This is a genomic window from Parasutterella excrementihominis YIT 11859 (assembly GCF_000205025.1).
GTDB lineage: Bacteria > Pseudomonadota > Gammaproteobacteria > Burkholderiales > Burkholderiaceae_F > Parasutterella > Parasutterella excrementihominis.
In genome coordinates this window covers 56,922-70,739 of the sequence record NZ_GL883708.1, presented here as the reverse complement: position 1 = coordinate 70,739, position 13,818 = coordinate 56,922, and the positions used below count along the sequence as shown (strand labels likewise).

Annotated in this window: 14 protein-coding genes; 11 read left to right on the top strand and 3 right to left on the bottom strand. The window is 45.0% G+C overall.

Annotation, left to right across the window (positions count from 1 at the left end):
* Positions 1-143: 143 nt before the first annotated feature.
* Together HMPREF9439_RS06615 and HMPREF9439_RS06610 are read left to right on the top strand one after the other, a co-directional pair.
* Positions 144-425 carry a hypothetical protein gene (locus tag HMPREF9439_RS06615; RefSeq protein ID WP_022099353.1) on the top strand — a complete coding sequence of 94 codons (282 nt, stop codon included), beginning with the start codon at positions 144-146 and terminating at the stop codon, positions 423-425.
* A 142-nt stretch (positions 426-567) separates the two neighbouring features.
* Positions 568-843 (top strand): heavy-metal-associated domain-containing protein, encoded by a 276-nt coding sequence (locus HMPREF9439_RS06610; protein ID WP_008864244.1) that lies wholly within the window; start codon positions 568-570, stop codon positions 841-843.
* Positions 844-896: 53 nt separating this feature from the next.
* On the opposite strand, the gene HMPREF9439_RS06605 is transcribed toward HMPREF9439_RS06610, so the two are convergent.
* Positions 897-1,409 (bottom strand): YgjV family protein, encoded by a 513-nt coding sequence (locus tag HMPREF9439_RS06605; RefSeq protein WP_008864243.1) that lies wholly within the window; start codon positions 1,407-1,409, stop codon positions 897-899.
* Between the two features lies 1 nt (position 1,410).
* Positions 1,411-2,181 carry an IclR family transcriptional regulator gene (locus HMPREF9439_RS06600; protein ID WP_008864242.1) on the bottom strand — a complete coding sequence of 257 codons (771 nt, stop codon included), beginning with the start codon at positions 2,179-2,181 and terminating at the stop codon, positions 1,411-1,413.
* 180 nt (positions 2,182-2,361) lie between these two features.
* Between HMPREF9439_RS06600 and HMPREF9439_RS06595 the strand changes: the two genes are divergently transcribed.
* The 8 genes from HMPREF9439_RS06595 to HMPREF9439_RS06560 all read left to right on the top strand — a co-directional run bounded on the left by HMPREF9439_RS06595 (position 2,362) and on the right by HMPREF9439_RS06560 (position 10,776).
* The gene (locus HMPREF9439_RS06595) at positions 2,362-3,861 is read left to right on the top strand and encodes a flavocytochrome c (protein ID WP_008811885.1); all 1,500 of its coding nucleotides are present in this window, start codon (positions 2,362-2,364) and stop codon (positions 3,859-3,861) included.
* 14 nt (positions 3,862-3,875) lie between these two features.
* Entirely contained in the window at positions 3,876-4,211 is a 336-nt protein-coding gene (locus HMPREF9439_RS06590) for a cytochrome c3 family protein (RefSeq protein WP_008864241.1), read from the top strand.
* Between the two features lie 13 nt (positions 4,212-4,224).
* A complete protein-coding gene (locus HMPREF9439_RS06585) occupies positions 4,225-5,319 on the top strand; it encodes a porin (RefSeq protein ID WP_008864240.1) in 1,095 nt (364 codons plus the stop codon).
* Between the two features lie 159 nt (positions 5,320-5,478).
* Positions 5,479-6,420, top strand: coding sequence for a LysR family transcriptional regulator (locus HMPREF9439_RS06580; protein ID WP_008864239.1), 942 nt, complete (start codon positions 5,479-5,481; stop codon positions 6,418-6,420).
* Between the two features lie 123 nt (positions 6,421-6,543).
* On the top strand, positions 6,544-7,017 hold the full coding sequence (locus tag HMPREF9439_RS06575) for a CYTH domain-containing protein (protein ID WP_008864238.1): 474 nt from the start codon (positions 6,544-6,546) through the stop codon (positions 7,015-7,017).
* 8 nt (positions 7,018-7,025) lie between these two features.
* Positions 7,026-7,664 carry a hypothetical protein gene (locus HMPREF9439_RS06570; protein ID WP_008811890.1) on the top strand — a complete coding sequence of 213 codons (639 nt, stop codon included), beginning with the start codon at positions 7,026-7,028 and terminating at the stop codon, positions 7,662-7,664.
* Between the two features lie 53 nt (positions 7,665-7,717).
* Positions 7,718-9,238: an SLC13 family permease gene (locus HMPREF9439_RS06565; protein WP_008811891.1), complete on the top strand. Its 1,521-nt coding sequence runs from the start codon at positions 7,718-7,720 to the stop codon at positions 9,236-9,238.
* Between the two features lie 95 nt (positions 9,239-9,333).
* Positions 9,334-10,776 carry a hypothetical protein gene (locus tag HMPREF9439_RS06560; RefSeq protein WP_008864237.1) on the top strand — a complete coding sequence of 481 codons (1,443 nt, stop codon included), beginning with the start codon at positions 9,334-9,336 and terminating at the stop codon, positions 10,774-10,776.
* 169 nt (positions 10,777-10,945) lie between these two features.
* Here HMPREF9439_RS06560 and aroD read toward each other — a convergent pair whose 3' ends face one another.
* A complete protein-coding gene (gene aroD, locus HMPREF9439_RS06555; RefSeq protein WP_008864236.1) occupies positions 10,946-11,803 on the bottom strand; it encodes a type I 3-dehydroquinate dehydratase in 858 nt (285 codons plus the stop codon).
* Between the two features lie 110 nt (positions 11,804-11,913).
* On the opposite strand from aroD, the gene HMPREF9439_RS06550 reads away from it, so the two are divergent.
* On the top strand, positions 11,914-13,818 hold the full coding sequence (locus HMPREF9439_RS06550) for a sensor histidine kinase (RefSeq protein ID WP_040603484.1): 1,905 nt from the start codon (positions 11,914-11,916) through the stop codon (positions 13,816-13,818).

The following is a 13,818-nucleotide window of genomic DNA, read 5'->3' as shown; positions in this document are numbered from 1 at the left end:
TCTATAGTTCGTCGAATTGTGATTCTTTTATTCAATTTAAAAATTGATTGTTAATCAATTAACATAATTTAGTTACCTTTCTCTAAGATTATTCAGTAAAAACCCTGTATAAAGGAATGGTGTTCACTTTTATAGGACATCACATGAAAATTAGAAATGTCGCTTTTATTGCAGCTTTGATCGGATGGATAGCCCTCGCGGTTTACTATGTCACTCCGTCGGAGTCGGCGGTAGCAAAAGAAATTGAAACCGCACCAAAGACGGTCGGCGAAACTTTAAGTGCAATCGCTCAAAGTTTGAAACATGAAGGCGAAGAAAAAAGAAAGCAGCTGAGAATGGATGAAGGAAAACAGGCCCCAAACCCAACTCCTTCTGCCAAAGAGCTTCCAAAAGAAACGAAAAAAAATCCTTCAAACCAAAAGTAACTGAAAACGAGGCCGGCATTCCGGCCTTAAGGTTTTCTGAGACTCTTTCAACTCAAACTTGGAAATTAATGAGAACGAATATTATTTATTTCTTCAATCGAAGTGATTATAATTCTCAACAAATGGTACAAGGAGTCTCGAAATGTACAAAACGACAGTTGTTGTGGACGGAATGCATTGCTCTATGTGTGAGTCTCAGGTTAAGTCTCTGGTCATGAAAATTTTGCCGGACGCAAAACTTTCTGCTTCACATAGAAAAGGAACGCTGACAGTTGAAGGCAGCTTCATTCCCAGCGGAAATCTTCTTAGAAAAGCGCTGAAAGACGGCGGTTATGAAGTCAAAGACATTTCGACAGAAAAAGTAGAGAAGAAGCTCGGACTGTTCTCGTCTTTATTCCACGCCTTGAAGTCAGCCTAAACGAAAGAATTCTTATGAGCCGCAAAAGCGGCTTTTTTCTCTTTTGTGGAGCACTAAAGACAAATTTCTTTCTTTGGCTTTTCGTTTTGCTCTCGAACCATAGTCCAGAGTCCCCAAAGTGTCGACAGACAAAAACAAGTCTCAAGACAAATTCCTCCCCAGCTCTGAACGTAGACGTTATGAATGAGCCAAAGGATTGAACCCGCCAATAATCCGAGGCGCAGTTTGATTCCGTCAAATCGGAACAATGACAGCGTCAGCACGACGCTTGCTGTCAACGGAAGAATATCTACTGTAGACCGCGAAAGCGCTAAAGCCATCGCAGCGCTGATGATGATTAGTGCGGCAGCGCAGAGCAGAGATCGCGTGTAGATCGACAACGTGATTCGAGCCAGCGCGATCACACATGACACGACGGCCGTCGGAAGTCCAAGCAGCGCAAAATGAATCCCATAAAGCACGGTGTGGATGATTAAACCCTGCTTTAACCGTAAATCAGACTTCTGCAGCATGGCTATGATGGCTGCAGCTGCCGCCAGCCATCCCGCCATCTGAGCGAGATCCATGTCACGCCTCTTCTAAGATCGGAGAGATTTTGTCTCTCAGCTTCTCTAATTTTTCTACGATTTCTTCAATACTGTACTTCTTAAGAACTCGGTCTTTGACCGCGACAATGCCGACCGCCATCACGGGCATTTTTCTGCCCAAGAAGACGGGAACCGCAATGGCAAGAACGCCTTGATCCCATTCCTCATCGTGAATGCCGTAGCCTTTTTCGAGAGAATCCTTCAGAGCAACTCTTACCTCGTCAGGATTCACTTTGGTTTTGTCCTGGAACTTGATGTGAGAGCGCTTTAGTTCTGTTTCTAAAAGATCTTCATCTTGATATGCCCAAAGGATTTTTCCGGCCGCAGAAGCGTGAATCGGAAAGGCAAAACCCGGGTGTAGGCCGGTTGTTTCAATCGGTTGGGAGAAACCGACAAGGGAGATGAGTCGGCCTCTTAATTGAACCAAATAAACCGTCTCAGCTAATTCGTCAGCCAGCTGATCGAAATACTTTTCAACGGAAGCAAATTTTTGGGCATTCCTGTCTGCAATGGTTCCGAGCTCGGTCATGCGTTTGGTCAAACGCTGTCTGCCTCGGCCGTTTGTGGCTTCGATCATCCCGACTCTTCGCATTTCTGCAAGCAGTTTGTAGGCAGTTGAGGTGGGAATGCCGAGCGCCGCTACGATATCCATCAGCAAAACGCCTTCTTTGGAAGTAGAAAGCAGCTCGAGCACTTCAACAATTCGATCCAGTCTGAATTGTCGGTTTTCTTGGGATGGAACTTCAGACATTTCAATTAATGGTCAGGAAACAATTAATTATAACGGTCGACCTGGTTTACTCGATACAGGGTTTGATCCAATAAAAATTTCCGTTAAAGAATTTTAATATTCGTTTTCAGATGTTAAATTCTCTCTAAGAGAGAAAATAAAACTCAACAAAGAGAATGTAGTGAACTTAAAGGAGAAATCATGCAATCTCACCTCATCTCAAGAAGAAGTCTCATCAAAAGTTCTCTGATCGGCCTGGCATGCAGTGCCGCACCGGCTATCCGCGCAGCAGAAAAAGATGATTGGACCGAAACCTATGACGTGGTCATTATCGGCAGCGGCTTTGCAGGTCTGGCTGCCGCCTACAGTGCGCTGGAAAACGGCGTCAAGTCCGTTTTAGTGCTGGAAAAGATGAATGTTTTCGGAGGCAACTCCTGCATTAATGGCGGACAGATTTCCTTGGCTGGAAGCGGTCTTCAAAAGAGTAAGGGCATTAAGGACAGCCCGAAGCTTATGGAAGAGGATATGCTGCGAGTAGGGCAGCGCCTAAATCATCCGGCTTTGGTTAAAGCGGTGGTTAAAGAGTCTCCCGCCTGCTACGACATGATGGTCAAATGCGGTGTGAAGTTCGCTGACCAGGTGATACGACTTGGCGGCCACAGTGCTCCGAGAACCATCTTCGCAGAAAATTATTCCGGCGGCGGCATCTGCGTTCCGATGCACAACTGGCTGAAGGAACGCGGCGTTGAATTCAGAAATAAGAGTTTCTGCAGTGCAGTTCTTACGGATAAAGACGGCGTTGTCCGAGGTGTCGAAGTCGAAGGTCAATATGACTTCGACAAGAAGACGCACAAGAACACCTACAAAGTTCAGGCAGTCAAAGGCGTGATTTTTGCGACAGGCGGATGGGGCGCAGACAATGAATTTATTTCTGCTTCTACACCTCAGTACTCTACACTCGAAAGTACAAGCCAGAAGGGCGCCACTTCAGAATCCGTTCGTATGCTTCTCGGTCTCGGTGCAATGCCGGTTCTTTTAGATATTTATCAGGTCGGTCCCTGGGCAACTCCCGATGAATTCGGCGCCGGCGCAGCTTCGATTTTTGCCGACTATATCTTCGCTGAAGGCATCATGGTAGATGCAAGAAACGGCAAGCGCTTTGTTAATGAATTAGCTTCACGTAGAGAACGCTCGGAAGCTGAAATGAAATGCGTCGACCAGCAGGGTAAACCGGTTATGCCGTTCGGATTCTGTTCCGAAAAAACGACGGTCAATCGTCCGGGATTCAAGGCAAGCTTCAGAGAAGGCACGGTTAAGAAGTTTGACACCGTCGAAGCGCTCGCCAAATTCTACGGCGCTCCGCTTGAGCCGCTGAAACAGCAGATCGCCGAATGGAACAAAATGGTGGCAGCAGGTAAAGACGAGCTCTTTGGCCGTCCCTTGGATAGGAGAGTTGAACTCAAGGCTCCGTTCTATGCGATGAGATTCTGGCCGAAACTTCACTACTGCATGGGCGGCATCGGCATTAACGATCAGGCTCAAGTGATCAGCACGAAGACTTGCAAACCCATTCCTCGTCTCTATGCAGCCGGCGAAATTACCGGCGGTGTCCACGGCTTGGACCGTTTAGGCAGCTGTTCTTCTACTGACTGCCTGGCTATGGGCCGCATCGCCGGAAGATCTGTCGCAGCCAACCTTTAAGAGAGAAAAAAATCATGAAATACATCGTGTTATCTATGGCGGCCGCTTTCTCCATCCTCCTCAGTCCCGCCTTCGCACAAAACCAAACCATGTCCGGATCAATGGCTCGTCTCCACGCTAATGTTCAATGCGCTCAATGCCATAACAACACACAGCCGATGCAGGCTCCTCAGGACACTACTTGTATCCAGTGCCACGGAAAATCTTCTTCCATTCAGCTTCCCGCTAATGTCAATGAGAAGAACTATCACAACTCTCCGCATTACGGTGACACCGTAAGCTGCCTTGAATGCCACAGAGAGCATCAGCCTCAGCAGAATCTCTGCAAAAACTGCCACGTCATCAAATGATCGGAGTTTCTAAATGAAAAACCTTCATCTTTTAGCGATTTCGGTCGGCATGTCTATCGGTTCTGCTGCCATGGCAGAACCTTCGGTGACACTGTACGGAATTCTTGACGGGGGCGTTTCCGTCAGCAAACTGCAGCATCAATCCGCCAAAGTTCAAATGACCAACGGCAACTGGCTGAGCAACCGCTGGGGTCTGATGGGCCAAGAAGATCTCGGCGGAGGAAACAGTGTGTTTTTCAAGCTTGAGCAGGGCTTTAATCTCAGTAACGGTTCCGAGGCCACAGCGGGAAAAGCATTCAACCGTGAAACAGCTTTAGGTTTGAGCGGTGAGTGGGGCAAGTTAGGCCTCGGACGCTTCGGAGGACTCTCTTCGGACTGCGGAACATTCAGCATCTTAGGAGGAGCGGCATATTCCACCTCGTTCTCAACGATCGGCAATATGTACGGAGCCTTCTATTTGACCGACCGCTACAATAACTCTGTAGCTTATGTCACGCCGGATTTCGTCGGACTTCAAGGCCATTTGATGTACTCCAACGGCACGGACTCCGACGAAGAAAAATGGTCGCAAAACTCGCATTACTATGGAGCTGGTCTTACCTACAACAAAGATAAACTTTCCGTTGATGTCATCTATGAACTTCTGGATCATAAAGGCGCAGTTGACCAAGACAAGACTCGTCTGTTGAATCTCGGCGCCTCTTACGATTTCGGAGCTTTCAAATTATTCGGTGCGTACGAATATGCTCAGCATGCCGCATTGCCTGGAATTGAATTTGCTGAAGAAAAGATGTCAGAAGCCTACAACGCTGGCAAAGCCAATAACTACCACGCATTTTCTCTGTCAACTTCCGTGAAAGCCTTTGGCGGCGACTTGATGGTTCAAGGCCAGTACGTCTTCGGTAAGAACAAGAATTCCGGAAAACTTGAAGAAGGCTGGGATAAAAAATTCAATGCCTACAGCATCGGCGCCGGATATTTGTACAACTTCTCGAAGAGGACACTCGTTTACGTACAAGGCGCCTGGGGGAAAGCAAATAAAGCTTTAAATCTAGCGCCCGGATTGAGCGGATGGAATACTTCCTTGGGTGTGATGCATAGGTTCTAAATTATCTCCTTAACAAGCAGTCCTGCAGCCTGAATTCCCGTTCTTTCGAGAATTCAGGCTGTTATTTCATGTTTATGCTAAATGAGCTGTGGTCCATCAATTAAACTGAGGACAGACCGAATTCTCAAATAGTATTTTCTAAATGCAGGGAGCGTCTGTATGCACAAAAATCAGTTCGGAATCACCCGAATGAATCTAGAGCATCTCAAAACGTTTCACGTAGTTGCCAGTCTAGGCAGTTTTACGGAAGCGGCTAAGGCGCTTTATATGACGCAGCCCGCTGTATCTCAGCAGATTCAAGGCATTGAGCATGCACTTCGCAATCCTCTTTTCGACCGAAGTAAACGTCAGATTCGCCTGACTGCTAAGGGCAAAATCTTATTTAGTTATACCCAGAAACTGTTTGGAATTTTTCGCGAAATCGAAAATGTTTTCAGTGACTTAAACCACCTATTGACGGGAGAGCTCACTATCGCTGCCAGCGCGGTCATGGGTAACTATTTTCTCTCTTCCTTTATTGCTGAGTTTTATAAAAAATACCCTCTGATTTCCATTCGTCTGGAAATGGGAGATTCTGCCTACGTTACGCACCTTGTAGAAGAGGGGCTTGCGGACGTGGCTTTAAGCCGCCACGTAAGAAATCTCAAACACTGCAAGCAGAAGCTGCTTATCAAAGAGCCGTACGTTTGTGTCTGTGGACCATCCTCGCCCCTAGCCGCATTGAAAAGGCCGCTTTCTGCAAAAGAATTTGCAGAAAATTATCTTGTCATGCGTCAAAAAGGAAGTCGTATGCGTTCCAAGCTCGAGGAGTGGTTTAAAAGTGTCGGAGTTTATGAATTCCTCTCGACGCCTGTTATTGAAGTTAATAGTCTTGAAAGCTCTAAACAACTAATTGCGCGGGGTTTCGGTGCAGCGGCTTTTCCATCAATAGCAGTCAGACAGGAATTAAAAAGAGAATCGCTGATTATGCTTTCGGTAGAAAATTTTTCTGTTACAGCGGATTATTTTCTTGGCTACAACGATAAACGTGAACTTTCTCCGGCAGCTTTCGAATTTATCTCCCTCCTTACTGAGAGCATGAAGCCGAAAGATCAAATTTGAGTTGTACTTATAAGAATTTCTTATGGGAAGCATATGATTTGATAATTTTTAATTTTGCCGCCTAAAGCTCAGAATTTACTCGTAGCTTTTAATCGCTGAGTTTAAAAATCAAGGAGTTTTAAAGTGGCAAAAGAAATAGAAAGAAAATTTCTCGTCATCGGCGACGGATGGCGTGAAAACGCAGTCGGCACTCATTACCGCCAAGGTTATCTGAACAGCGTTAAGGAACGCACAGTTCGCATCAGAACAATCAATGACAAAGCTTTCCTTACGGTTAAAGGATTGACGGTCGGCTGCACACGCCTTGAGTTTGAATATTCAATTCCATATGACGATTGCGTCAAGATGCTCGATGAGCTTGCAGAAAAACCGATTATCGAAAAAACCCGCTACAAGATTCCGGCCGGGAACGGCCTTACATGGGAAATAGACGAATTCCACGGGGTTAATGAAGGTTTGATCGTAGCTGAAATAGAAGTTCCCTCCGAAGATACATCCTTCGAGAAACCTGACTGGCTTGGCGAAGAGGTCTCTTCAGATCCTCGTTATTTCAATTCCAACCTCCTCTCTCATCCTTACACCACATGGAATAAGTAGGTAATCAAATGACAAATCCATACGACAAAAATAAAGCAATTAGTGCTGATGAAGCTGCCAAAATCATTCCCCGCGCTGAATTCCGCGTCTTTGGAAAGAACATTATTGCCGGCGTTCAGGAGCATATGTGGAAATGTAAAGCGACCCTTTACGCAGCTCGCGTAATGCCGGAAGAGATCTATTTCCTCTCTCGACGTACCAACGAAGCCAATGTCAAAGTTCGCGACGGTCTGCTTGACATTAAGACTAAAGTCGGAGAAACACCGGAGGGCTATGAAATCTTTCAGCCTCGCGGCAAATTTAAATTCCCAGTTAAACGGGAAGAGTTGGGCGAAATCCTCAAGCATCTCGAAGTTGCGCTTGAACTGACAAAAGACGTTTACAGCCTTGAGGAGTTCATAGAGATGGCCAAAGAGAATTCAGAACTAGCCGTCGTTCGTGTGGAAAAGAAACGCTATGGTTTCTCAGTTGAAGGGATTATTTGCGAATATGCTCAGGTTTGGTTCAATGGCGCAATGGTAGAGACAGCCTGCTGCGAAAGCGAGAATTATGAAGGCATGAAAAAGGCGACGCAGGCTCTGGGAATTTCAGAGCTTCCCAACACAAACTATCTGAAAGCGGCTAAACAAGTTCTTGGTATGAACTAAAGCTTTATTGGAATTAACCGGAACGGCGGTTTTAAGCAGCCGCCGTAAAAACTATGACAACAAGCACCGTCCAAACCAATTACGACCCTCTGGATTTAAACAGCTACTCTCTAAATCGGCTTCCAAAGAAAAAGCTCACTAAAACCGGGGCATTTTTTAAGAAATGGGGACTACCGATTGCTGCAATTCTGTTCTTTGTCCTTGCGTATGTCGTACAAATTCCCATTCTGAATCAGAAACAAGAGATAATGTTTGCCCTTTTTGCAACAGCTCTTTTTCTTTGGATCAGCGAGGCGCTGCCGAACTACGTTACCTCAATGCTTTTAATCTGCGGCCTTGTGCTGACAGGAATTTTAAAAGCGAAACCGGCAATGGCAACCTTGGGGGATCCGGTTATCTGGCTAAACGTTTCAGCATTTGTTCTTGCAAGCGCTTTAGTGAAGACACAACTAGTTAAGCGAGTAGCGCTTTGGCTGATTCTTCGTTTTGGACGAAATGCCTCAGCAATCTTTCTGACTTTTCTTGGTATTAACGTTCTTTTGGCTGCGTTTGTAAACGCCACAGCAGCGAAAGCTGCGCTTATGATGCCGCTTTTCATGGTCATCTCTGCTGTTTACGGTGCTCCGGGGACTGATACAACGAATAACTTCTCTCGAAATTTGGTACTTTACAACTTAGTCATGATCAACGCCAGCTGCAACGCGTTTATGACTGGTTCCGGTGCCAACCTTCTTGCAATCGCTTTGCTCGCGGGAGCCGGATGCACGATTTACTATTTTGATTGGCTAATGGCCGGCCTTCCGCTTGTTATTGGATTTGGAATTATCGGGTACGGACTCGGCATGCGATTTATCTTTCCCGTATCCGAAGAAGACAAACAGCCGAAGCTGCAGGGCGGCATGGAATCCCTTCAAAAGGCATATGAGGAGCTCGGGCCGTTCAAGATGGACGAGCTAAAGGCAATCGCTATCTTCGGTTTGGTACTTTTAGTTTGGGCCACGGATAAAATTCACGGCATCAATGCAACAGTTGTGGCTATGACTGGCGCCGTCATTATGCTTGCACCACAGTTCAAATTGCTAAATTGGAACGATGTTGATATCCCTTGGCATCTAATGATCTTCTCCGCGGGAGCTTATGCGCTTGGGGCAGGACTCACAGCTACTAAATTGATGGACACTCTCACCAAAGCTATGATGGACGGGTTAGGACTGGCTTCTATGAGCTATTTCAGTCTGTATGCTCTTCTGACCGGCATCTTTATCGCAAGTCACTTCATTTTCCAAAGCAAGAACATGAGGACGATTATTTTCATGCCGATAGTTATTGGTATTGCGCAGGAATTAAAGATCGATATTCTTTCGTTAGCGATTCCTGTGGCACTCTGCATTAACGTTTGCTGGAGCCTCCCGTTTAATGCTAAACCGAACGCAATGCTTTACGGTACAAATAAATATACGATGGGCGAATCTTTCTACTATGGCTTCGTTATGTCTTTTCTCTACTGGCTGGGTTTGATGCTTGCCGGAGCAACTTATTTTAAATGGCTCGGCATCACTCCCGGATTCTTCTAACGAAATAGTGATACGCTGTGCCGCAAAGTTTCCCAAGACTTTGCGGCACGATGTTTTTCCATCCTCTTTAGTCGGTTTATTTTGCAGGAGAACTCATGCTCATAGACGCGATTAAGCAGCACGGCAAAAAACAAATCGAAGTTAAGCAAAAAATCCGCATCACAGATAAAACTAAAAAACTCAAGTACCGGGTTGACACATTCTTTATTTTTCCCGGCGCGCTTCAAATCACGGAAAATAATTTCAAAAAAGAAGAGTTCAAACATAATCTGAAGTGCTACCTTAGTCTGAGTGAGCAAAGCCCTAGTCTGGATGGTCTCCTCAAGGAACTTGTTGCTCGGAGAATATCTTCAGGCAAAGAGGAGAAATTTGATGATTTCTTCAAACGCTTCTGTCTCAAATATAAAACTGCACTTCAAGAGAGCAGCCGCTCTTTGATGGAGAAACAAGAACTGTCCGCGGAAGAAACTGAAACTTTTCTGCAGACTGTCTATAAGCTGCTTGATGAGTTTAGAAACATAAAGTTCTCACAAGAAAATTCAGAACGAGAGGTTCGGCAGCTCGATAAACTTGACGAATATCTCACTGTGGTGACCGCATTCTGCCTTAAAGATCTCAATGAAGTCTGCATCGGTGAGCCGAGAAACAAAATATTGTCTTTTTGGCAGGAAGTTGAGAAATACCGCGCAAGCCGCTTTCCGGTTAAATCAATCGAAGGAGAGAGTAAGGAATCGGCATTCTTGATGCGATGGTCCTTTCTGAAAAAATTTGTTCAGAGTTCTCTTTTTCTTGACATTCGTTATAAGCAAGGTGCTCCCTTACTTACGCATTCTATTTACGGATCAGCGGCGGCACTATCGATGCTTTTTGCGACGGTGGTGGCATTCTTCTATCAAGACAGATATGGGTCTTTGAGCCGGAATTTATTCTTCGCTCTCGTGATTGCCTACATATTCAAAGACCGCTTTAAGGAAATTGTTAGGGATTGGCTCTCCAATGTGATATTTAGAAGATGGATTCCAGATAGAAGGCTATTTATTTTTATGGGTAAGAAGAAAGTTGGGTGCGCAAAGGAAAATTTCGGCTTTGTGTCTCTTAAAGAGCTTCCCATTGGCAGCAAGGATATTTTCCAAGGGGATAACTGTTTGTTATCGGAAAACTTCCAGCATTCTGAGCTGACGCCATATGCTTGTGATTCCATTTTTCGCTATAGCCGAGAGATTACACTCTCGGCTTCAGAATTCCCCGAAGAAGCTTGTCTCATTGATATTATTCGTTTCAATGTCTCTGAATTTCTTCATAACTTGGGAGCAACTTCGGAAGAGCTTCCTTTTTTCTGCGAGAATGGGAAAAGTCCGAAAGGGGAGAAGCTATATAACATATATCTTTTTCGATCATTTTGCATTGGAGAAAAAAGCGACTCAGAAGTAATTAAAGTTACCGTGAATGCTAAAGCAGTCAGACGCATCACTATCGTTAAGTCCTTTGAAAATGGAATGTCTGTCTTGGAAAACCGTGGCAAATTTATCTATACCTAGCGTTTGTTGGAGCTGATACGCGAAGACTCACTCAAGCAATACTTTTTTCACATTTTCTCTAGCATTGTGCAGCAACGTTCACTGAACAAAAATGCTCCGACTTTTGAGCCGGAGCATCACCTCATCGAGTTAATCTAACCAGATACTCGATTTTTCGGCGGAGAAAACATTACTTCTTAGTAACCGGATAGATGACCTTGTTAATCTCTTGTACTGTCTGAACCGGCATCTGCCAGGGATTGGAGCCTTTAACACCGGATGCAAACGTCAAATCAATACCAAAAAGGCCGCCGGCTAAACGAGTGATTCTTCCTTCCTGCCCACTGGCAGAAGCAATGACCGGATATGCAGGGTTCTTCGTTCTAAATTCAAGTGTTCCATTGAGGAAACGGAGAACATCGGCTTGAGAATTGGGTTTCACCACGATTTTGGCGACATCGCCGCCAGCATCAATTTCCTTTTTGAGAATGTTAGCAATTTCTTCGCTGCTCGGAGTACCTTTCAAATCATGATAGGCAACGACAACAGGGACTCCGTTTAAATCCTTTTTGAGATTTTTAATAGTGTCTGCCCCATACACCAATTCGACGTCAATCAGGTTAGGTAGTTTGAGAGCTGCGGCCTTCTTGTAAAAATCAAACTTCGGTTTTTGACCAACTTTTTTGAAACCTCTTTCCTCCGCGACACGGACTGTCAGAAGAATCGGTGTGTCGCCGATAATATTACGAATTGCTTGGAGAGCTTCAATGGCTTTATCGGTATCTTCAATGAAGTCCCAATAATCGGCGCGAACTTCAACCATGTCCGGATTCAGAGCTTTTACTGTTTTCGCTTCTGCTTTGATGGCTTTAAGATTTTTGCCTACAAGGGGAGAACAAATAACGGGCTGTTCACCGCCAAGAAGAGTTGGACCGGCTTGGATCGGGTGGGTAGGCATAGGGCGAACAAAATCTGCAGCATAGGCAGAAAGTGCGAATGCGGGAACGAGAAGAGCGGCTGCGATAAGGGAAAGTTTGGCTTTTTGCATCTTATGGACTCCTAATAGAATTTAAAACTGAGATTGATTGATCTCGTATGGAAGTATTTTGAGATTTGAAGGCTTTTTCTGATACCCCCGAATGGGTGGAAAAAACAAAAATGATTGAACAACCTCAGAGTCAAGGATTTTTTGTCGAATTTTTCGTTTTCTTTTTGGCGGAGAAAGGAGTGGTCGGCAAACTGATTTTTGTCGTTGGATTATTTTTCTCTCAGCCTTTAGTAGTTCAAGCGAATGCTGCAAGTGCGCCGATAGAAATTTCGCAGCCTTCTTTGACAATAGGTATCCCTGATACGCTTGTCAATCCCAAAGACGTTATCGAACTTCAAAAAATGCTCTCCGAGCTCAGGCGAAGTCTTCCCAAATATCACGTAGCAACCATAACATTTTCAGCTGCTGATGGTCTTGATGCCTTGAGAAAAGACAAACCGGATTTTATTTTGGCTCCGACAGGTTTCTTTGCCACGATAGACGGTTCTCCGGCACAAAATACCTACAAAATTGCTACTCGAATCAATCTCAAGAGCGGGGACCCTGAACAGTCTGTCGGTGCAGCGCTCGCTGTGTTGAATGACAGAAAAGAACTCGTATCTCTTGCTGATCTGCAACATAAAACAGCGCAGAGCGGTCTTCCGAATACGATTGACAGCTGGCTGAGCGTTCGCAATGAATTGAAGAAAAATCATTATGATGATGAACACTTTTTTTCGAAGATATCCTTCAGCAATAACGCATATCCTGACGTACTAAGCGCACTGCTTAATAAAAAAGCAGATGTCGGAATTATTCCTGCCTGTCTTCTGGAAAACCTTGAAGAACAAGGTCTGATTAAGAAGGGATTGATTCGAATTGTTCATCAAAAGAAAGACTCTCCGCTTGGCTGTAGGCATTCAACAGATCTATTTCCGGATATCAGCCTGTGGGCGGCGGAGGGTACGCCGCGAGAAGAAGTGAAAGACCTGACGATTGCGTTGTATAAAACGGGCGGAGATTTGAGTCGCCAGTGGGTGCCAAATGTTAGTGAACGCCGGATCATGGAATTGTTTGAGCGATTGAAAGAAGGACCTTACCGGTATCTTCGAGATATTACGCCGGCTGCATTGTATGAACGGCATAAAGGAGCCGTCTGGTTTGTGTTCCTTTTGTTCGTATTTTTGCTGTTGAATGAGCTCCGTTTGAATGTTCTTATTAAAAGACGTACGGCAATGCTTGCCAATGCTCTTTTGGAAAAAGACAATTTTGAAGCTAAAGCCATCAAAGTCAGAAAAGCGCTGAATGCTTACGAGAAACGTTCTATTGTGCAGCAGATGAGCGGCATGATTGCCCACGAACTCAGCTCTCCGTTAGGAAGTATTAGAACCTATGTGACGCTGCTGAAGATGGAGGGCTCGTCCAAAATACCTTTTTCCAAAGAAGTAAAACAAAAAGCACTCAATGGTATTGAAGAGCAAGTTTTAACTATGTCAAAAATCATTGACCGTGTGAGGGGGTACGCTAAAAATAATTATTCACGCCAGGAGGATTGTGATCTAGCTCTGCTGCTTAAGAAGTCAGCCGGTTCTTTGATCGCCGAGCGCGGAAGACAATTGGAAAATCAGATTGTTTTTGATTGGTCCGTCCGCACATACTACCCGATAAAAGGGAATGCTTTGGAGCTGCAAATTCTTTTTTTGAACCTTCTTAGGAATGCGGCTGATGCGTTATCTGACGACGTTAGCGGCACGATTCACGTTAAGATATCAAAAGACGCAAGAGCAGAACAATGGCTGTGTGAAATCGAAAATCCAGCGTCTCAAATGTCTCAGTCTCAGCTTGAAATGATTAATGAGAAAAGTTATTCCGTCTCTACAAAAACGACTGGTCTTGGGATTGGTTTGAGTATTTGCCGCGGAATTTGTGATCGTCATGGAGCATCGTTAAGTTTTCAATTAGCTGACAAAAAATTGAAAGCTGCATTAAGGTTCGACATCTTGCCGGAAGGTCAGTCTGCTCAAATAGGAGGATAG